The 18,584-nt window shown below is 73.1% G+C and carries 18 protein-coding genes; 11 read left to right on the forward strand and 7 right to left on the reverse strand.

All coding sequences use genetic code 11. The features are described from left to right. Positions 1 to 11: 11 nt before the first annotated feature. Positions 12 to 359: an FAD/NAD(P)-binding protein gene (locus PV682_RS39405; RefSeq protein ID WP_319737098.1), complete on the reverse strand. Its 348-nt coding sequence runs from the start codon at positions 357 to 359 to the stop codon at positions 12 to 14. A gap of 350 nt (positions 360 to 709) precedes the next feature. Between PV682_RS39405 and PV682_RS39410 the strand changes: the two genes are divergently transcribed. Beyond that, positions 710 to 1,870 (forward strand): DUF418 domain-containing protein, encoded by a 1,161-nt coding sequence (locus PV682_RS39410; protein ID WP_319737100.1) that lies wholly within the window; start codon positions 710 to 712, stop codon positions 1,868 to 1,870. 24 nt (positions 1,871 to 1,894) lie between these two features. Here the strand turns inward: PV682_RS39410 and PV682_RS39415 are convergent, their stop codons facing one another. Beyond that, on the reverse strand, positions 1,895 to 2,656 hold the full coding sequence (locus tag PV682_RS39415; protein WP_319737101.1) for an SDR family oxidoreductase: 762 nt from the start codon (positions 2,654 to 2,656) through the stop codon (positions 1,895 to 1,897). A 138-nt stretch (positions 2,657 to 2,794) separates the two neighbouring features. On the opposite strand from PV682_RS39415, the gene PV682_RS39420 reads away from it, so the two are divergent. Both PV682_RS39420 and PV682_RS39425 read left to right on the forward strand, forming a co-directional pair. Further along, positions 2,795 to 3,646, forward strand: a complete 852-nt coding sequence (locus tag PV682_RS39420; protein ID WP_319737102.1) for a helix-turn-helix transcriptional regulator — start codon at positions 2,795 to 2,797, stop codon at positions 3,644 to 3,646. 86 nt (positions 3,647 to 3,732) lie between these two features. Further along, positions 3,733 to 4,440, forward strand: a complete 708-nt coding sequence (locus PV682_RS39425; RefSeq protein WP_319737104.1) for a hypothetical protein — start codon at positions 3,733 to 3,735, stop codon at positions 4,438 to 4,440. 78 nt (positions 4,441 to 4,518) lie between these two features. Here the strand turns inward: PV682_RS39425 and PV682_RS39430 are convergent, their stop codons facing one another. The 3 genes from PV682_RS39430 to PV682_RS39440 all read right to left on the reverse strand — a co-directional run bounded on the left by PV682_RS39430 (position 4,519) and on the right by PV682_RS39440 (position 8,468). Beyond that, a complete protein-coding gene (locus tag PV682_RS39430) occupies positions 4,519 to 5,964 on the reverse strand; it encodes a DUF1996 domain-containing protein (protein WP_319737105.1) in 1,446 nt (481 codons plus the stop codon). 207 nt (positions 5,965 to 6,171) lie between these two features. Continuing rightward, the gene (locus tag PV682_RS39435) at positions 6,172 to 7,074 is read right to left on the reverse strand and encodes an NUDIX domain-containing protein (protein WP_319737107.1); all 903 of its coding nucleotides are present in this window, start codon (positions 7,072 to 7,074) and stop codon (positions 6,172 to 6,174) included. Positions 7,075 to 7,352: 278 nt separating this feature from the next. Continuing rightward, positions 7,353 to 8,468 carry an NUDIX hydrolase gene (locus PV682_RS39440; protein WP_319737108.1) on the reverse strand — a complete coding sequence of 372 codons (1,116 nt, stop codon included), beginning with the start codon at positions 8,466 to 8,468 and terminating at the stop codon, positions 7,353 to 7,355. A 307-nt stretch (positions 8,469 to 8,775) separates the two neighbouring features. Here PV682_RS39440 and PV682_RS39445 point away from each other — a divergent pair, with 307 nt between their 5' ends. The 6 genes from PV682_RS39445 (at position 8,776) to PV682_RS39470 (ending at position 13,300) form a co-directional block, all read left to right on the forward strand. Next, the gene (locus PV682_RS39445; RefSeq protein WP_319737109.1) at positions 8,776 to 9,240 is read left to right on the forward strand and encodes a hypothetical protein; all 465 of its coding nucleotides are present in this window, start codon (positions 8,776 to 8,778) and stop codon (positions 9,238 to 9,240) included. A gap of 38 nt (positions 9,241 to 9,278) precedes the next feature. Next, positions 9,279 to 9,737 carry a DUF4129 domain-containing protein gene (locus PV682_RS39450; protein WP_319737111.1) on the forward strand — a complete coding sequence of 153 codons (459 nt, stop codon included), beginning with the start codon at positions 9,279 to 9,281 and terminating at the stop codon, positions 9,735 to 9,737. Continuing rightward, the gene (locus PV682_RS39455; protein WP_319737113.1) at positions 9,734 to 10,270 is read left to right on the forward strand and encodes a hypothetical protein; all 537 of its coding nucleotides are present in this window, start codon (positions 9,734 to 9,736) and stop codon (positions 10,268 to 10,270) included. The genes PV682_RS39450 and PV682_RS39455 overlap by 4 nt, the downstream gene beginning before the upstream one ends. 113 nt (positions 10,271 to 10,383) lie before the next feature. Continuing rightward, positions 10,384 to 11,391 carry an AAA family ATPase gene (locus tag PV682_RS39460; RefSeq protein WP_319737114.1) on the forward strand — a complete coding sequence of 336 codons (1,008 nt, stop codon included), beginning with the start codon at positions 10,384 to 10,386 and terminating at the stop codon, positions 11,389 to 11,391. Further along, positions 11,388 to 12,734 (forward strand): DUF58 domain-containing protein, encoded by a 1,347-nt coding sequence (locus PV682_RS39465; protein WP_319737116.1) that lies wholly within the window; start codon positions 11,388 to 11,390, stop codon positions 12,732 to 12,734. The genes PV682_RS39460 and PV682_RS39465 overlap by 4 nt, the downstream gene beginning before the upstream one ends. After that, entirely contained in the window at positions 12,731 to 13,300 is a 570-nt protein-coding gene (locus tag PV682_RS39470) for a hypothetical protein (protein ID WP_319737119.1), read from the forward strand. The genes PV682_RS39465 and PV682_RS39470 overlap by 4 nt, the downstream gene beginning before the upstream one ends. 100 nt (positions 13,301 to 13,400) lie before the next feature. Here the strand turns inward: PV682_RS39470 and PV682_RS39475 are convergent, their stop codons facing one another. Beyond that, on the reverse strand, positions 13,401 to 14,270 hold the full coding sequence (locus PV682_RS39475; protein WP_319737122.1) for a LysR family transcriptional regulator: 870 nt from the start codon (positions 14,268 to 14,270) through the stop codon (positions 13,401 to 13,403). A 168-nt stretch (positions 14,271 to 14,438) separates the two neighbouring features. On the opposite strand from PV682_RS39475, the gene PV682_RS39480 reads away from it, so the two are divergent. Then, positions 14,439 to 15,644: an MFS transporter gene (locus tag PV682_RS39480; RefSeq protein ID WP_319737124.1), complete on the forward strand. Its 1,206-nt coding sequence runs from the start codon at positions 14,439 to 14,441 to the stop codon at positions 15,642 to 15,644. A 111-nt stretch (positions 15,645 to 15,755) separates the two neighbouring features. Here PV682_RS39480 and PV682_RS39485 read toward each other — a convergent pair whose 3' ends face one another. After that, on the reverse strand, positions 15,756 to 16,739 hold the full coding sequence (locus PV682_RS39485) for a GntR family transcriptional regulator (protein WP_319737126.1): 984 nt from the start codon (positions 16,737 to 16,739) through the stop codon (positions 15,756 to 15,758). A gap of 290 nt (positions 16,740 to 17,029) precedes the next feature. Here PV682_RS39485 and PV682_RS39490 point away from each other — a divergent pair, with 290 nt between their 5' ends. Further along, a complete protein-coding gene (locus PV682_RS39490) occupies positions 17,030 to 18,583 on the forward strand; it encodes an amidohydrolase family protein (protein WP_319737128.1) in 1,554 nt (517 codons plus the stop codon). Position 18,584: the final 1 nt, after the last annotated feature.

The raw sequence follows: 18,584 nt of genomic DNA on the forward strand, positions 1-18,584 counted from the left end.
GCTCGACGCCGTCACGAAGCACGGTGGTGCCCCGCCGGGGTCTCCTCGTAGTCGTGGGCGATGGCGCGGGCGATCCGGTCGGCGAGCGGGGTGAGGACCGGGATGCCGAAGGTGACGTACAGGGAGCCGTGGGTCAGGTCACCGAGTGCGTAGAGGCGCCGGTCGGGGTGCCGTCCGGGGCCGACGAGGCGGTTGGTGCCCGGCTGGACGGTGAGGCCGCCGAAGGGATCACGGACGGCGAGGCCATGGCCCACGAGGGAGCCGATGAGGTCGAGGGCGTCCCGGGGGGTGTCCCGGACGGCTGGGGTCGCGGCGTTGACGACCCAGTGCGCGGTCGTGGTCGTGGTCCGGGTGGCCACGGTGACGTGGTCGCCGGTGACGCCGACGGCGCGGATACCGGCAAGGACCTGGAGCTGCCCGGTGGCTTCCCCGCCGACGGCGCGGTCACGAACCCGGCGGGCGAGGAGGCGTCTGACGGTCCGACTTGGCGTACCGTCCTCGTCCTGCGTGCGCGCAGTCGCCCTGCCACGGCCCGGCAGGAGAAGTACGCCTCAGGTCTGACCCCCTCACTCGGCAGGGCTACGGCGGTGTCGACCCACGGGGTGACGACTGGCGGTAGGGCCGTCTCTACCGTTCTGGAATGTCAGAAAGAGGGACAAATCCACCGCCTGCGCCGCCGACCGAACTCCCCGCGCGGAACGGCCCGAACGTGCCACGGATCGACGAGGTCGACGCCCTGCGGGGGTTCGCGTTACTGGGGATCCTCATGGCCAACGTCATGGTCGTGAGCACCCTCGTGGCGATCCGCGTCGACGGCGACGGCCTGTTCGTGCCGTTCACCGGGCCGGTCGACTCGGCGGTCTGGACGGTCGTGACCGGCCTGTTCCTGGGCAAGTTCTTCCTGCTCTTCTCCTTCCTGTTCGGCTACTCGTTCACGCTGCAACTCGAAGCCGTCGAACGCGCCGGGGCGCCGGCGCTGCCCTGCCTGTTGCGGCGCTGCGCCGCGCTCCTCGCCCTCGGGGCGATCCACGTGACGCTGCTGTGGTTCGGCGACATCCTCACGCTGTACGCCCTGCTGTGCGTGGTCCTCGTCGTGCTGCGCAACGTCCGGCCGGTGATCGCCGTGGCCTTCGGCTGCGGCATCCTGGCCGCCCTGTTCGCGGACAGCCTGTGGACGCTCGACCTGTTCCCCAAGGGCGGCACCGACCTCGGCTGGTTCTTCGAGGAGACCAGCGACGCCGGTTTCCTGGGCGGCTTCCACGACACCCTCCACACCCAGCTCACCGTCGGACCCGCCTTCGCCCCCGAGGTCATCTGGCCCGGCCAGGGCCCCCAAGCGCTGGCGCTGTTCCTGTTCGGCTTCGCCGCCGGCAAGCGACGCCTCCTGACCGACACGGACGCGCTGCGCCCCTGGCTCGGCCGGGTCCAGGTGACCGGCCTGCTCGTCGGCGGCCCGGTCGCCGCCTGGGCCGCGATCTCCGAACGGTACGACGCCGGCCTCCCCGACCTCGTCCAAGCGCTGGTCCCGGTCACCGACACCCTCGTCACCGCCTTCTACGTCGCCACCGTCGTCCGCCTCTGCCGGGGCCGGGCCGGCCGCCACCTGGTCGCCGCCCTCGCCCCGGCCGGACGCATGGCCGCCACCAACTACATCGCGCAGTCGGCCGTGTTCATGGTCCTGTACACCGGCTACGGCTTCGCGCTCGCCGACGACCTGCCGGCCCTGGGCATCGTGGCCCTGGCCCTGCTCACCTACGCCGCCCAACTCGCCGCCAGCGCCTGGTGGTTGCGCCGCCACCCCCAGGGCCCCGTCGAATGGGCGCTGCGGGCGGCCACGTACGCACGACGCCCCAGATGGCGCTTGCCGTAGAGCCGGGGACGCGCGAGGAGGCCGTCAGGGGCGGCGGCCGGGGAGCAGGGCCAGGGCCCGGGAGCGCTGGGCGACGAGGTCGGCGTAGGTGCCGTCGCGTTCGGCCCAGCGGTGTATGAGGACGCCCTGCACGAGGATCTCGTGCGGGGTGGGCTCCTGCGAGAGCAGGTGCATGACCTCGGTGGCGAAGTCGTCGAGCGGCAGCGCGTGCGGGTTCACCTTCTCCTGGCCCGCCGTGGCGACCGCCGGGGGCACGAGCTCGACGACGCCGACACCGGTGCCGTCGAGCTGCGCGCGCAGCGCCTCGGAGTAGGCGTGCACCCCGGCCTTCGAGGCGGCGTAACTGGGCATGGGCGGGAACGGCAGGAAGGCGATGCCGGAGGTGACGGTGACGAAGGTGCCGGCACCCCGCCGGACCAGGTGCGGGGTGAAGGCGTCGACGACCCGGACGGTGCCGAGCAGGTTGGTGCCGATCGTCGTCGCCGTCGCCTCGAAGTGCGCGGGGTCGCGCAGGTCCTCCAGGAGCATGACGCCCGACATCGTCACCACGGTGTCCAGGGCGGGGTAGCGGGCGAGCACGGCGTCACGGGCGGAGGCGACGGAGGTGTCGTCGGTGACGTCGATGCGGACGGTGGCGAAGCCTTCTGCGGCGAGCTCCGCGAGCGCCTGGGGGTTGCGTCCGCCGACGGCCACGCTGCTGCCTGCCGCGGCGAACCGCCGGGCGAGTTCGCGCCCGATGCCCGAGGTGCCGCCGACGACGAGAACGGTGCGGTTGGAGAGATCCACGAGATCTGCCTTTCAGACTCTTTCCCGATAGTGCAGTCGCAGTCTCGGCGGCATCGACCCGGGCGCGGCAGGGCCCCGCTCTTCCCTGGTCCTGCCAGGGCCCCCGCTGAGGCACACGCACCGCATTACGGTGGCGGCATGAAGGATGAGGAATCCGGCAACCGCCTCGGCAGCTACCTGCGCGCTCGGCGTGAGCTGGTCTCCCCGGCTCAGGCAGGACTCCCGCCCGGCGGCAACCGCCGCGTGCCCGGCCTGCGCCGCGAGGAAGTCGCCCTGCTCGCCGGCATCAGCCCCGACTACTACCTGCGCCTGGAACGGGGCCGCGACAAGAACCCCTCACCGCAGGTCCTCGCCTCCCTCGCGCGCGTCCTGCACCTCGACGACGTCGAACGGACCTACCTGCTCGGCCTCGCGGCGGCACGCCCCAGGGCGCCGCGCCGCAAACGGCCCGAACACGTACCGGCGCGGGTGCACGAGCTGCTCGCGCACCTCCAGATCCCCGCGTTCGTCGAGGGCCGCGCGTTCGACGTCCTGGCCTCCAACCCCCCGGCCGTCGCGCTCTCCCCTCGCCTGCGGCCCGGCCACAACCGGCTGCGCTCCCTCCTCCTCGACCCCGAGGAACGGGCCTTCCACCAGGACTGGACGCGAGCCACCGCCGATGTCGTCGCCGCCCTGCGCACCAGCATCGGGGACGACACCGACAACCCCCGGTTCGTCGAACTCGTCGGAGAACTCGCGCTGTCCAGCGAGCGGTTCCGCACCCTGTGGGCCCGCCACGACGTCAGGAGCCTCGACGGAGGCACGACCACGGTCCACCACCCCGTCGTCGGCGAACTCCGCCTCCACCGCGACAAACTCCCCGTCGACGACGTCATCCTCGTCGTCTACTACCCCGACAAGGACAGCGACAGCGACGAGAAACTGCGGCTCCTCGCCGCACTCTCACCCACCGGGTCCGACGCGGCCGGGGAACCGGCACCTACGGCTTGAAGTCGCCTGTACGGGGTGGCCGGTATTCAGCACCCTGTTCGGCAGACTACTTGTCATGTCCGCGCCCCGGTGAGGGAGGGTTTCCGGTGGAGGAATGCACGTTCACACGCCGCGCGGCGCTGGCCGCGGCGGCCGGCGGGATCGCGGCGCTCGGCTCCGGGGCGCTCACCGGCACCGCCCAGGCGGCGCCCGCAGCGGCGGACCCGCCGTCCGGGACCGTACGGGTGTTCTGGCTCAAGCCCTCCGACGTGGCGAACGACTCCCGCTACCCGAACGGCATCACCTCCGTCATGCAGGAGGCACAGCGCTTCTACCGCCAGGAACTCGGCGTGACGTTCCGGCTGAACAGCCCGGTGGTCGAAGTGGTCCAGGGCAACCACCCCCGGAGCTGGTACGAGAACACGCCGAACGGCGGCGACGCGTACTGGTGGGTCGTCTTCAACATGCAGCAGGAACTGATGGCCAGATTCGGCCTCGGCGCGCCGGACCAGCGCTGGCTGTGCGTCGGCGAGGCCAGCGCCGAGAAAGCGGGTGTCTCCGGCGGGGGAGGGGGCGGCGGCTGGGTCCTCCTCAGCGGCCACGACGCCGACGGCGCCGCCGGCGTCAACGGCCCGATGAACCGGTGGTACGGCGGCATGGTCCACGAACTGGGCCACGCCCTCGGCCTCCCCGACTCCACGTTCACCGACGGCACCCCGATGTCGGCCTCCTTCTACGACTACCCGAACTGCCACTTCAGCCAGCAGCAGAAGAACGGGATACGAAACGGCCCCTACGGCCGCTTCCTGTCCTGAACCGGCCGGACCCGACGCAGGTCCGAGAACCGTTCGCGGGCGTGACGGAGGCCGCGGTCGTGGCCGCCCCGAGAGCCCTCACCGGCACTTCTGGCCGGTGTTGATGCACTTCACCATCCGCCGCATCAGGCGCTCGTCGAAGACGTTGATGAAGTCGCCGTGATCCGTGATCGGCTTGTGCATCTGCTCCGGGAAGCCGTCCACGGCGTAGAACGGGCTGGACTTCCCGTTGTCGCGCAGGCTCGGCGGGGCCACGTCGTAGACCAGGCGCTGGACCAGCTGCGGGATGGCCTTGAAGCCGGTCGGGCAGGCACCGGTGCGGGGGTCGGCGAACGCGACGTGCGTGCGGTGGTTGGCGCTGTCGACGCTCCGCCCGTCCCAGCAGCTCTGGAACCTGGACGTGCGGACCAGACTGCTGCCGCGAGGGCACACCGGGTACTTGTCCGTCAGCTGCCGGTTCTCGAACCCCGTGCAGCTCCAGGAGGCGTTGGCGTTGGCCGTGCCGTTGGTGAACGCCTTGGCGTCACCGGTGATGATCCGCAGGAACTTCGGCATCGCCACGACCTTGCCGCGCGGGCTGCCGACGAAGTCCAGCGTGACCTTCGACGCGGTCAGAATCCGCCCGGTGTTGCCTTCGGCGCCGCCGCCGAGCCGCTGGGCGTCGAACTCCCGCGTACCGTCCTGCACACGCAGCACCGGCCAGTAGTACGTCGACTTGTCGCCCTGATTGCGGCAGCTGGTCGCGGCGGCGGCGAACTCCTCGTCCGTGGTGAACGCGTCGTTGTCCTGGTTGCCGACGTAGTCGTGCGTGTGATGCGCGCCGTTGGTCACACCCGGGGCGACGATGATGTTGTCGGAGTTGTACAGCTTGTTCTTGTTGACGCCGCAACGGGTCGTGAACACCCCCTGGGAGGCGCCACGCAGCCGCGGCGGGTTCTTCACGTTCGGCCGGACGCCGGTGATGTCCACGAAGTCGGCTGCCACGGGGCCGTTGCCGCGTTGCCCGCCACCGCCGCCCTCACCCTGACCGGCCCCGCCGCCGACGGCCCGCAGCGTGCAGGCGGCGAGGGACTCGAGGCCCTGAGGCCGGGCACCTGACCTCCCGATGGCGATCGCGATCCGGTCTATCGTCGCCAGCCGCTTGTCCTTCAGCGGGCCCATGATCGCGTTGCCGGCGAAGCCGCTGTCCTGCTGGATCGCCCTCGCCGAACCCCGCAGCCGCTGGTACGCCTCGGACACCTGCCTGTCGAGCAGCGCGAGTTCCCTGTCCACCTGCGCCCTGGCCCGGTCGGGGACCGAGGTCAGCCTCGCCCCCACGTCCGGACAGCTGATCGTACTGGCGGCTCCGGCGGCCAGGACCTGGGGCGCCTGCCCGGAGGCACGGTTCGCCGCGTCATCGCCGCTCTCGTGGGCGGAGGCGTACACGTTGAACGCGACCAGCCCGCCCGCCGCCACCACCAGACCTGCCGCGGCGGCGACGGCCTGCCGTGTCCTTCTCGATTGCTTGTGCGTGTTGCGTCGCATGGAACTTCTCCGTGGTGTCGGGAGAGGAAAGAGGGCTTCTGCGCGGTGCCTCGAACCACGACGGCTCGTCAGGTCCGAGGTACGCCGACGTCATGTCCTGGTCAGTGTGGTGGGCGGGACCGGCGTGACGGGAGTGGCTTCGGTGCCGCGTCATACGTCCGTAAGAACTCGCACCATGTCCGCAGGCGCATCCGCCGCCCGGTCCCGTCAGGTGTGCGTGACCAGGTAGGCGGGGCCCTCGCCGCGCCGGGCCCGTTCGACGGCGACGAGGCGGGCATAGGCGCGCGGCTCCATCAGCTCCTGCCAGGTCGCGAGGTCGTGGACGGCCCACATGTCGTGCTCGGCGGGGTCGATGCGGATCCGGTCGAGCTGGCCGGCGGTGAGCCGTCCTCCGTCGAAGACGAACCCCACCTTGTTCAGCGGCTGGCGGGGGCCGGCGTGCAGGAAGTGCGTCAGGATCAACTTCGGCCCGTCCGCACCGAGTTCGAGGCCCGTCTCCTCGACCGCCTCGCGCCGGGCCGTCTGTAGCGGGTCCTCGCCCACGGCGTCGAGGTTGCCGCCCGGGAACTGCCAGGGCCGTGAGCCGTAGACCGAGCGCAACTGGATCGGCCGGTCGTGTTCGTCGCGGATGAACAGGCAGCCGTACACCGTGTGGTGAGGGACGGTCTGCGCGTAGTCGCTGGGCGTCATCGGCAGGGGGCGGCCGGGCCGGGCAGGGCGGTGGTCGAAGGCGAGCGCGAGGACACCGAGGGCTTCCTCGGCCGGCGAGTAGATGCCACGGAGCCCGGCGAGCAGGCCTCCCGGCGGCCCGTCCGGGTCGATGCGTCCGGTGTCCTCCGAGCTGAGCAGTTCCTCGAAGGAGGCGTACGGAGTGATCCGCCGCACGATGACGTCGAGTTCCCGCCCGGTGTCGCGGTCGTGGAAGACGACCGTGTCCCCGACTGCGACAGCGCGCTTCTGGGGAGTCGCCACCCTCACCTCGATGGTCTTGCGGCCCGCTTCCACTTGGCGGTAGTAGCGCCCGAGCAGGTGCATGTGGTGCTCCCGGGGTTGCCCTCCGGTCACCGGAGCCGGGACGGCCGGGACTTTCTGCCGGGTGTCGTCAGGCACGTGTGCCTCTGTTCGATGCGGTCTGTCTGTCACGGCCTCGGAACTGCCCCCGGGCGGGGGAACGGTGGCCGCGTTCGTGTGGGTCGCAGCTTGTCGCGCAGGGAGGGGGAGGTGACCGTGCCCACGGGCCGCCCCTTGATGCCGTCGGCCTCTTCTTCCTGCGGCATCACCGTCACCTCGGTCGCGGTGTGCAGGCGGAAGAGGAACCGGACGTCGTAGTTCTGGTGGCTGGGTGGATGCCGGTGCCGAACGGCTGCCGTATCACCGGCGGTTCGACTTCACGGGGAGGCCCGGCGGGCGCTGATCAGCGGCATCCCCTCCGCCGGGATCTCCTCGACGGCGGATGGGCGAGGGGAGGGCAGGCCCCAGCGTTCGTGGGCCGTCCGCGCCGCGAGTCGGGCCTGGTGTGCTCCGGGCGGGCCCCAGCCCAGCAGGGCGGCTGCCTGGGCGGGGGTGGTGAGCAGGCGGGCGAAGGGGCGGCCGGTGGCGGGGTCGAGGGCCGCCGGTCCGACGGAGGTGACCCGGGCGGCCAAGCGGAGGCGGGCGTTGGGGCCCACGCCGCCGTAGACCTCGCCGGTCTCGTCGAGGACCCAGCCAATTCGCACCGGGTCGGCCAGGGTGAGCTGGGCCTCCTCGGCGGCTTCGCGGTGGAGGGTGTCCTCGGGTGTCGCGTCGGTGCTTTCCACGGTGCCGCCGGGCAGCATCGGCAGCGCGCCTCGCGGGCCGGGGTCGGCCACGACGACGACCCGCCCGTCGGGGACGAAGCACCACGCCCAGGCCTGCCGCACGGGCAGCCCCTCGGGGACGGGGCCGTGGTCGAGCGGGCTGTCCCACAAGGGCCGGTAGCGGACGTGGACGTCATGGCGGTCCAGCACCGGGACGTCGAGGATGTGCCGCCCGTCGGCGAGGTGCGCGGTGGCGGTGTTTCCGAGCCGGGCCCGGTAGGCGGCGAGCATGATCCGCCCGTCCAGGGGGCGCAGGCGCCGTACCGCGTCCCGGGTCTCCAGGAAGGCGTACTCGGACAGTTCCTCGCGCGGCAGGCGGATCGTCGCCGCCTGGCCGGCGGTGAGGGTTCCCCCGTCGAAGACGAACCGGACCTCCCCGGGGCAGGCAGTACCGGCGTGCTGCGAGGACAGGGAGTGGACGGCGAGCACGGCCGACAGGGGCAGGTCCGGCAGGCCCAGTTCCTCGGCGATCTCCCGCCGGCAGGTGACGTGCGGATGCTCGCCGGGTTCGACGACGCCTCCGGGCAGCAGCCACGAGTCGTCCTCGCGGTAGGTGGGCCGCACCAGCAGGACCCGTCCGGCCTCGTCGGTGACGATCGCGGCGGCACCGAGCCACGCCGCGTGCCGGGACACGCCGTAGGGCGCCGAGGGCGGAGCGGGAGGGGGCATGTTCTTGCCTTTCGCTACGGCGGTCGGTCGAGCCTGGCCGGGGCGGCACCGCGAGTCCTTCCGGCGCCCCAGCTTCAGGCAGCGCCGTCGCGGCAGAGCCATGACGTTCAACGACACGGCCGCGATGGCGAACACACCTCATTCGGTCGTGCCGGGAAGCCCCCAACTCCTGGGCAGCGGACCCCGCGAGGGCCCGGCCCCTGGTCCGGGCCGGAGAAGCAGCGCGCGGGAAGTGGCCGAAACGCCGACACCTGACACTCCGCCGACCGGTATGCGAAGCTGATGATCACAAGGGAGGTGTGGAGCGGTGGGGCGGGAACGTACGATCGGCGCCGCGCAGGCCGCGTTGGCGGTACTGGTCGTGGGCGGAACGGCCCTGGGCGCACTGCTGCTGCGCCCCGACACGGACCTGCTGGCCAAGGGACGCGGACCGCTCGGCGGCAACCCGGCCCTCGTGGTCGGCCTCGCCCTGGCGTCGCTGCTCGGCGGCTTGGCGCTGCGCGACAAGTACCTGGAGAAGGTCGGCGCCGCCGGGGAACTGAGCGCGGTGGAACGGCGGACGGCCAACGGCGTGAGCCGTGCCCTGCTGGCCGCGACGCTGATCGTCCCCGTCCTCGTCGTGGTCCTGCACCGGTTCAGTTCCTCCGGCAGGGGCCGAAAGGGCGGCCGTGGGCCGACAGCGCTTCCCGGCCAACGGCACGACCCGCTCCCCACCCCGCCCCCCCCGCACAGCAGGCCGAACACGCGGGCCATGGCCTGCACTTCGGGCTGACGCGCATCCTGCTGGGTCTCGGTATCGCCCTGCTGGTCGTGGCCGTCGTGGCCGTCGTGACCGCCGGGCTGCGTCTGTGGCGGCACCTGACCCGGCCGGCGGCGATCGAGGCGACGGGGACGTACACGCGGTCCGACGACGGGCCGCAGCGCCTGGCGCAGGCCGTGGACTCCGGGCGTCGCGCCCTGCTGGACGGCACCGACGCCCGGGCCGCCGTCATCGCCTGCTACGCCGCTATGGAGGAGTCCCTCGCCGGCTCCGGTGTCACCCGGCGCGCCTCGGACAGCCCGCAGGACCTGCTGGAGCGGGCCGTCGCCGGCGGCCTGCCCACCGGGGCGGCAGCCGACGTACTCACCGCGCTGTTCCGCGAGGCCCGCTACTCCACGCACCCGATGGACGGCAGCCACCGCGACCGGGCCGCGACCGCGCTCGCCGAGATCGCCGACGCCCTGCGCTCGCGGACACCCGGACCCGACGCCGGGACGGGCACCTCGTGAAGCTGCCCGCCCGGACACGGGCCACCGTCGACTCCGTGGTGGGCAGGCCCGGTTCGGTACGCCACTCGCTGGCCGTCCTGGCCGCCGTCGCCCTCACCGCCGTAGCGCTGCTCGCCCTGGCCGACGGCCTCGCCGCAGCCGCCACCGGCCTCGCCCTCGTCACCGCACTCGCGCTGGCCCTGGGGTGCTATGCCGCGGGCGTCGCCGCCCAGGACAGCAGGTACCGCAAGCCGGTGCGCCTGCTGGACAGCCGGGCCCCGGCGCTCGGCGGATGGCGGCGCATCGTGGCCGACAGCATCGCGGGCGACGACGAAGAGCACTTCGCCACCGTCATGCGGCCCCAGTTGCAGCGGCTGTTCGCCGCCCGGCTGGCCGAACGGCACGGCGTGGAGATGTACCGGGACCCGCGGCGGGCCCGCTCGACGGTGGGCGCCGAGCTGTGGCCGTGGATCGATCCCGGGGCGACCGCGCCGCAGCCCACACTCCCCGAGCCCGTCCTGCGGTCCCTGCTCGACCGGCTGGAAGCCCTGTGACCGGCCCCGCAGCCCGCACTCCCCGAGCCCGTCCTGCGGTCCCTGCTCGACCGGCTGGAAGCCCTGTGACCGGCCCCGCAGCCCGCACACCCCGACCCCGTGAGGAACCGACCGTGACCAGCCCGCAACCCCTTCCGGACCACGCCGCCCTGACTCCCCGGCAGGCGGGCGAACGGGCCGCGGCCGTCCTCGAAGAGATCCGCACCGCCGTGGTCGGCAAGGCGGAACCGCCGACCCTGGTGATGCTCGGCATCCTCGCCGGCGGCCACGTCCTCATCGAGGACCTCCCGGGACTCGGCAAGACGCTCCTGGCACGCTCCTTCGCCACGGCCCTCGGCCTGGACTTCCGCCGCATCCAGTTCACCCCCGACCTGCTGCCCTCCGACGTCACCGGAGCCCCGTTCTACGACCAGCGCACCGCCGACATGGTCTTCCGGCCCGGCCCGGTCTTCACCCACCTGCTGCTCGCCGACGAGATCAACCGCACCCCGCCCAAGACCCAGGCCGCCCTCCTGGAGGCGATGGCCGAGTCCCAGGTGTCCGTCGACGGAAGCACCCGGCCGCTGCCGCATCCCTTCGTGGTCGTCGCCACCGCCAACCCCATCGAGTACGAGGGCACGTACACCCTGCCCGAGGCCCAGCTCGACCGGTTCCTGCTGCGGGTGCGCATGGGCTACCTGGAGGCGTCCGAGGAGGCCGGCATGCTCCGTGCGCGTGTCGACCGCGCGGCACCCGAACCCGTGGTGCGCACGCTCAGCGGACCGGACGAGGTACTCGCCATGCGGGCCGCCGTCGAACGCGTCGAGGTCGACGACGACCTGCTGGAGTACGCCGTAGCCCTGGTCCGCGCCACCCGGGCCCACCCCCACATCCAGGTCGGCGCCTCCCCGCGCGGCGGCCTGGCCCTGGTGCAGCTCGCCCGCGCCCGCGCCGTCCTGGACCTGCGGGACTACGTGACCCCGGAGGACGTCAAGTCCGTGGCGGTGCCGGCCCTCGCCCACCGCGTCACCCTCAGACCGGAACTGTGGGTCCGCCAGATCGACGGCGACGACGTGCTGCGCGAGATCGTGCAGTCCGTGCGGGCACCGCAGACCTTGCCGCGCACACCGATCGCGTCATGACCGAGCCCGTGCCGGACCGCAGAGCGGCCATCGCCGTCCGACGGGCCCTGGACGGCCGCCACGACGTGACCGCCCACGCCCCGCCGCCACCCCCGCCCGGCCCGCGCGCCGGTGAACGCGCCCTGCGGCTGGGCACGGTGGCCGCCGTCGCGCTGGCCGCCGCGCTCCTCAGCGGACGCCCCTGGGTCCTCGCCCTCGCCGCCGCACCGCTGGTGCTGCTCGCCCTCGCCCTGCCGAGCGGGCCGCGTCCCGAGAACGTGACGGCCGAGGTCGAGGTCGAGCCGCGGCGGTGCTTCGAAGGCGAACAGGTGACGGTGCGCATCACGCTGTCCTACGACGGCGGACCCGCCCGCCTGGACCCCGGCGTCGCCCTCGGCCACCGCATCCGGCTCGACCACCTCGCGGTCGGCCCGCACCGCGTCGAACTCGTCCTGAGCGCGCGGAGCTGGGGCCGCTGGACCCTCGGCACGGTCGACGTCGACGTCTACGACCCCGGCGGGCTGGTCCGGCGCACCGTACGCGCCGACCTCGGTGAGATCGCCGTCTTTCCGCTGCCCGAACACGCCAGCCTCACACCCATCCCGGTCCGCCTGCCGCAACGGCTCGGCGAGCACACCGCCGTACAGCGCGGCGAGGGCGTCGAGGTCACCGGCGTGCACCCGTACGTGCGCGGCGAACGGCAGCGGCGGGTCCATTGGCCGGCCACCACCCGCCGCGGCACCCTCCAGGTCCACCAGTTCGCCGCGGAGCGCGCCGCCGACACCGTGGTGCTGCTGGACGTACTCGCCGACGTGGTCGACCCGGTCACCGGCACGTCCTCGCTCGACGAGACCTTCCGGGCCGCCGCCGGGCTGGTCCGCGCCTATCTGCGCACCCACGACCGGGTCGGCGTCGTATCGGTCGGCGGCGTGACCCGCTGGCTGCGGCCGGGCAGCGGCCAGGGGTACTTCTACCGCATCGTCGAGAGCGTGCTGGAGGTCCGCAAGGACGCCGTCCACCGCACGGAGGGACTCGGCCCGCTGCCCCCGCCCGCGCTGCCCGAGGGCGCGCTGGTGTACGTCTTCACGCCGCTGACCGACCGGCGGATCTTCGACGTCCTGCACCAGGTGCGCGGACGGGCCAACCCGATGGTCGTGGTCGAGATCCCCGCCGGCGAGCCCGTCCTCGAACCCGGCGACAGCGCGGGGGAACTCGCGCTGCGGCTGTGGCGGGCCGACCGCGACGCCATGCGCTTCGCCCTCATGGAACGCGGCATCGCGGTCGTCGCCCACCGGCCCGGCGAGACCCTCGACCTCACCCTCGCGCCGCTGCTGCGCACCCGCATCCACGGGGGAACCCGATGACCGCCCCCGCCCGCAGCCGGACTGCCCTGATCGCCGAACGCCTCACCTCCCGCCTCACCGACCGCCTCCTCGGCACGGCCCTGGCCGTCGCGGCCTGCGACCCGCCGGCCGTCCTGCACGCGTCCCTGCCGGTCAGGCTGCTGGCCGTGGGAGCGGCGGCGACCGCCTGGTGGGCCGCCCCGATGGTCGACGCCCGCCCCGTCTCGACGTCCATGCGGTGGCGGACCGTGGCAGCCCGCCGCAGGACGACCGTGCTCCCGGCCGCGGCGATAGCGGTCGCCGCGACCACCGGCCCGCCGGCCTGGCTGATCGTCTGCATCGCCGCCCTGCTGCCCGCCTACCTGCTCATCACCGACGCGTGGACCACCGGCGTCACCGCACCGCCCGGCCGCCCCCGGGCGACCCCCGCACTGGCCGCTGCCGCCGCGACCGCCGTCGTCCTGCTCGCCGCCCAAGCGCCGGTCGCGGACACCCCCTGGGCCCGCCTGCCCGCCTCCCTCGCCATCGCCGCGACCGCACTGTGCCTGGTACTGGCGCTGCACGCCCGCCGCAGCCCACCCGGCTGACCACCGAGACCACCGGCCGAGATCCAGGAGACCCTGTTGCCGCTCCCGGTGCCGGGCTGGTTGCGCGGCCGAGGCGGGCAGCCGGCGAGGTCCCGGCCTTTCAGCCGTGGGCGGCGATGGTGGCGCGCAGGGCGGTGATGAAGGCGGTCGTCGCGGGCGGGTCGGGGGGTTCGCCGAACGTGGCGAGGTGGATACGGCGCCGGAAGCCGGTCAGCTCGCTGGCGACGACCCCGGCCGCATGGTGGGAGCGCAGTGCGAGGCCGGGCATGGTGGTGACTCCGAGCCCGGCGGCGACGAGGGCCTGCTCGACGACGATGTCGTCGCTGCTGTAGGCGATGCGCGGGCTGAACCCGGCGGCTTCGCAGAACCGGAGCAGTTCACCGCGGCAGTTCTCGCAGCCGGCGATCCACGCCGTGTCCCGATGGTCGGCGAGCGTCTGGTCGGGGTGCCGGCTGAGCAGGTACATCGGGTCGTCGAGGAGATGGGCGTAGCGGATGCCGTCCTGCGGCACGGCGTCGTCGTAGCGGTGGACGATCGCCAGGTCGGCCGAGCCGTCGCGCAGCAGCCGCAGGGCCACCGTGGGATGGGCGTCGACCAGGTGCAGCTCGATGTCCGGGTACGAGCGGGCCAGCGCCACGGCCGCGGGCGGGACCAGGACGCTCAGGGCCGAGCTGAAGGCCGCGACGCGGACCCGGCCGGTCTTCAGCCCGATCCGGGCGGCGAGTTCGGCGTCGGCCGCGTCGACCCGGGCGACGATCTCCGCCGCGCGGCGGGCGAGCAGTTCGCCTTCGGGCGTGAGCCGGATGCCGCGCCCGGCGCGCTGGATCAGCTTGGCTCCGGTCGCCGCCTCCAGCCGGGCCAGATGGTGGCTGATCGAAGGCTGGGAGTAGTGCAACGCCTTGGCCGCCTCGGTGACCGAGCCGTGGGCGGCGACCGCCGCGAGAACGCGAAGCCGGACGATGTCGAGCATTCATCAAGGTTATCGATGGATTCGCGCCGGAGTTGGCATTAGACGCATAAGACCTCGTGGCGGAAGCATGGCCGGTGAGCCGAGACGGGCTCGACGACCGGGCCGACCACGACGGCAGAGCCAGGCCCGGCGGCCCGACGGCGGACGAGAACAGGGGAGTCCACGGCCATGCGCACCTACCGAGAACTGTTCCGAACACCCGAGTTCACCCCGCTGTTCGCGGCGTCCTGCGCGCAGGTCGCCTCGACGACGCTGAGCGGACTGGCGCTCGCCACGCTGGTGTACGCCCGCACGGAGTCCCCGCTGATGGCCGCGCTGAGCATGTTCGGGCCGTCCTTCGCCGAACTGGCCGGCGCGGCCACGCTGCTGTCGGTGGCCGACCGGGTGCCACCGCGCACGGCGCTGACACTGTCCGCGCTGGCCGTGGGCCTGGGCGGCCTGGCGCTGGCCCTGCCCGGGATGCCGCTGTGGGCGATGTTCGCGGTGATCGCGGTACTGGGCCTGGTGGGCTCGGTCGCCGGCGGTGTCCGGTACGGCCTGCTCGACGAGATCGTGCCGCCGGACGGATACGTGCTGGGCCGCTCGGTGCTCAACATCTCGGTCGGCGCGATGCAGATCGCCGGCTTCGCGCTCGGCGGCGTCGTGCTGGCGGTGGTGTCGCCGCGCGCGACGCTGGCCATCGGCGCGGCGCTCGCCTTCGGCGCGGCGCTGGTCCTGTGGCGGGGACTCGGCGCCCGTCCGGCACGGGTGTCCGGCCGCCCGTCCGTCGCGGCCACCTGGCAGGTCAACCGGCACCTGCTCGCCACCCCGGCCCGCCGGGCGGTCTACCTGGCGATGTGGGTGCCCAACGGGCTGGTGGTGGGCTGCGAGGCACTGTTCGTGCCCTACGCGCCGCGGTCCGCCGCCGCGCTGTTCGTCGCGGCGGCGTCCGGCATGCTGCTCGGCGACCTGATCGCCGGACGGTTCATGTCGCCACAGGCGCGGCGGCGGTACGTCACCCCGCTGCGGTTCCTGCTCGCGCTGCCGTACCCGCTGTTCGCGCTGCCGCTCGGCACGCCGGCCGCCGCGGGCGTCGTCGCGGTCGCCGCGATCGGCTTCGCGTCCACGCTGCTGCTCCAGGAACGGCTGATGACGCTCATCGGCGCGGAGGTCCGCGGCCAGGCGCTGGGCCTGCACGTCACCGGCATGAAGGCGATGCAGGCGGCCGGCGCCACGCTGGCCGGACTCCTCGCGCAATACCTGCCCGCCGGCGCGGTGATGGCCGCGATGGCGGGCGCGTCGCTCGCCGTGACCGCGCTGCTCAGCCCAGCCCTGCGCCTGCCGTCGGCCGCACCGCAGCCGGCCGCTCTGCGGGCAGTGGCCGAACCTTCCTGAACCACTCCGAGGAACGGCAGCGAGAGGAGGAGACACGCCATGGCACGAGGTCACCGGGGCGGCGAACCGGCCGCCCAGCCGACGAAGCGCGGGCCCGCCGCCGGTTCGGGTTCAGGAGATTCTCGCCAGCATCGCCGCGATGCCGTCGAGCTGGTGGCGCAGACCGAATTCGAAGAGTTCGTCGAGGCCGGTGACGGTGGTGGCGTCGGTGGGGACGCAGGCCGCGAGGGCGTGGAAGCGGCCGGACCCGAAGATGTCCGCGTGCAGTGCCCGCTCGGCGGCGATGCGCTCCTGCCCGGTCACCCCGGTGTCGTGCTCGGCCTGCACCTCCAGCGCGTTGCTCGCGGCGATGCCGCCGACGTAGCCGTCGAGCGCGAACACGGTGTGCAGCCTGTCGTACGGGGTGAGCCCGAGTCCGTCCAGGGCCCTGATCTCCCAGTCGACCAGCCGGATCCCGCTGAACACCGCCGGCGGGCGGACGAGGGAGCTGTGCATGATCGTGGGCAGCCACGGGTGCCTGCGGTAGGCGCGCCATTGCAGCCGGGCCGACAGTTCGAGCTTGGCGCGCCAGCCGGGCGGGCCGGGCTCGGGCGGTTCCTCCTCGCCGAACGCCACGTCCGCCATCAGGCGCAGGAGTTCCTCCTTGTCCGGGATGTAGCGGTAGAGCGACATGGGGCCGACGCCCAGGTCCGCGGCCAGGCGACGCATCGTCAGCGCGTTGAGCCCGTCGCGGTCCGCGAGCCGGATCGCCGCCCGGATCACCACCTCGCGCGTCGAGCCCGGCTCGACCGTGCCCCGGGCGCTCGGCCCGGCCGTACCCGCGCTGTCCGCGGCGGCGGCGTCCGAGCCGGGAAGCCCGCCCTCGGCGGGCGGGCGTTCGAGGACGATCGTCCCGCCGCCGGGCACGGACCGCACCCAGCCCTGGTCGCGCAGCGCGCCGAGCGCCTTGGCGGCCGTGGCCATGGCCACCCCGTGCTCCCGGACGATCTCCCGCGTGGACGGCACCCGCTGCCCTGCCGCCAGCTCGCCCGACAGGATGCGCTCGCGGATCTCCGCCGCGATCCGGAGATAAGGAGGAGGAAGCGACGCGGCCATGCGGTGAACTCCAACCGTTCTAGTGCACTGCGACTCCCGACGCCGCGATCGGCCCGGAACGCCTCTACCGTACTAGGACGGTGGAGAAACTGGCACCGAACAACCCGCACCACGCTTGGTCATTCCTTGGTCGCCGTGCCGGGATACGGATACGTTGTACGCACGATCAACCGGACGTGGACCGTCGCAGCGGAGCCATCCGGACGGCCGAACAGGTCCGCGCGGCACAGGGGGCAGAGAACATGAGCGAGAGCAGCAAAACGGCCGGCCGTCACGGTGAAAGTGACGGCGTGCGGTCGCGACGTGCGGTGCTCGGTAAGGCGGTCACCCTCGCCGGTGCCGCCCTGGCGGCCACGGCCGTGGCGCCGGCGACGGCGCGGGGAGCGACGGTCGCCGGACGACCGGCCAGCGCGGATCCCGACGGGTCCTTCGCGCTGACCCGTGCCACGGTGATCGACGCGACCGGCGCCCCGGCCCGGCGCGACATGACCGTCGTGGTGAGCGGCGCGCGGATCACCGCCGTCGGCAAGACCCCGCCCGGTGCACGGGTGGTGGACCTCGCCGGCAAGTACGTCATACCGGGCCTGATCGAATCGCACGTCCACAGCGTCGGGCCGACTGCGGTGGTGCCCCCGCTGTACGCACTGGCCGGGGTGACGACCGTACGGGAGATGCGCGGCGAAGTCGTGCACCACGAGTGGCGGGACGAGATCGAGAGCGGCCGGATGCTGGGCCCCCGGTGGGTCATCGGCAGCGCGATCGTCGACGGACGCCCTTCGCTGCACACGTACGACACGGGTTCCCTCATCGAAGTCGCGAACCCGGGGGAGGCGCGGGAGGCGGTGCGGCGGGCGAAGCGGGAGAACGCCGACTTCGTGAAGGTCTACTCGCGGCTCGACCGCGAGTCGTATCTCACGATCGCCGACGAGGCGCGGCGCCTGCGGATCCCGTTCGCCGGGCACTGCCCGGACACGGTCACCCTTCCCGAAGCCGTCAAGGCAGGGCAGTTGACCTTCGAGCACATGGACTCCCCGATGCTGGCGACATCGGCGAACGAGAAGGAGATCCGCGAGGGCCTGGCGGCGATCACCGTCGACGCGACCCAGGACAGCTTCCACCGCTACCGCGACTGGTACGCGGCGGTGCATCCGCTGGAGTACAAGGCCGTCCTCGGATACGACCGGGCCAGGGCGCACGCGTTGTACGCCGAACTGGCCGGCGGGCGCGGCGCTGTCGTGCCCACGCTCGTCATCCACCGCGTCCTGGAGATGCCGGAAGGAAACCACGAGACCGACGAGTGGACGTACCTGCCCGCCTCGATGACCGACTGGTGGCGTGAGGTCGCCGACGTGGTGACCGGCGGCCGTACCTCCGAGGGGGCGAGGCGCATCCGTGAGATCTTCGACCACAAGAAGAGGCTCGTGGGGGAGATGCGGCGCAGCGGCGTACGGATCCTCGCGGGCACCGACACCGGCAACCCGTTCGTCGTGCCGGGCTTCGCGCTCCACGACGAACTGGAGCTTCTCGTCGACGCGGGCCTGACGCCCATGCAGGCCCTGCGGGCCGCCACCGAGCAGCCGGCCCGGGTGTTCGGCCTGGGCCACGACCTGGGCACGGTGGAACGCGGCAAGCTCGCCGACCTGGTGATCCTGGACGCGGACCCGCTCGCCGACATCCGCAACACCAGGCGCATCCACGCGCTGGTCGTCGACGGACGCCTGATCACTCAGCGGGAGCGGGCGGGCCTGCTGAAGGAGATCGAGGAGGCGGCCGGCTCGGAACCGCCCTCCACGACCGGCACGGCCACGGCCCACGGCTGCGGCTGCATGGGCACACTCCTGTGAA

The organism is Streptomyces niveiscabiei, assembly GCF_033794345.1.
GTDB lineage: Bacteria > Actinomycetota > Actinomycetes > Streptomycetales > Streptomycetaceae > Streptomyces > Streptomyces niveiscabiei.

Bases quoted from the DNA above. Each gene is read 5' to 3' on its own strand.
- PV682_RS39420 (WP_319737102.1), top strand. From the start codon at position 2,795: ATGAAGGATGAGGAATCCGGCAACCGCCTCGGCAGCTACCTGCGCGCT.
- PV682_RS39430 (WP_319737105.1), bottom strand. From the start codon at position 5,964: ATGCGACGCAACACGCACAAGCAATCGAGAAGGACACGGCAGGCCGTC.
- PV682_RS39440 (WP_319737108.1), bottom strand. From the start codon at position 8,468: ATGCCCCCTCCCGCTCCGCCCTCGGCGCCCTACGGCGTGTCCCGGCAC.
- PV682_RS39465 (WP_319737116.1), top strand. From the start codon at position 11,388: ATGACCGAGCCCGTGCCGGACCGCAGAGCGGCCATCGCCGTCCGACGG.
- PV682_RS39470 (WP_319737119.1), top strand. From the start codon at position 12,731: ATGACCGCCCCCGCCCGCAGCCGGACTGCCCTGATCGCCGAACGCCTC.
- PV682_RS39475 (WP_319737122.1), bottom strand. From the start codon at position 14,270: ATGCTCGACATCGTCCGGCTTCGCGTTCTCGCGGCGGTCGCCGCCCAC.
- PV682_RS39480 (WP_319737124.1), top strand. From the start codon at position 14,439: ATGCGCACCTACCGAGAACTGTTCCGAACACCCGAGTTCACCCCGCTG.
- PV682_RS39485 (WP_319737126.1), bottom strand. From the start codon at position 16,739: ATGGCCGCGTCGCTTCCTCCTCCTTATCTCCGGATCGCGGCGGAGATC.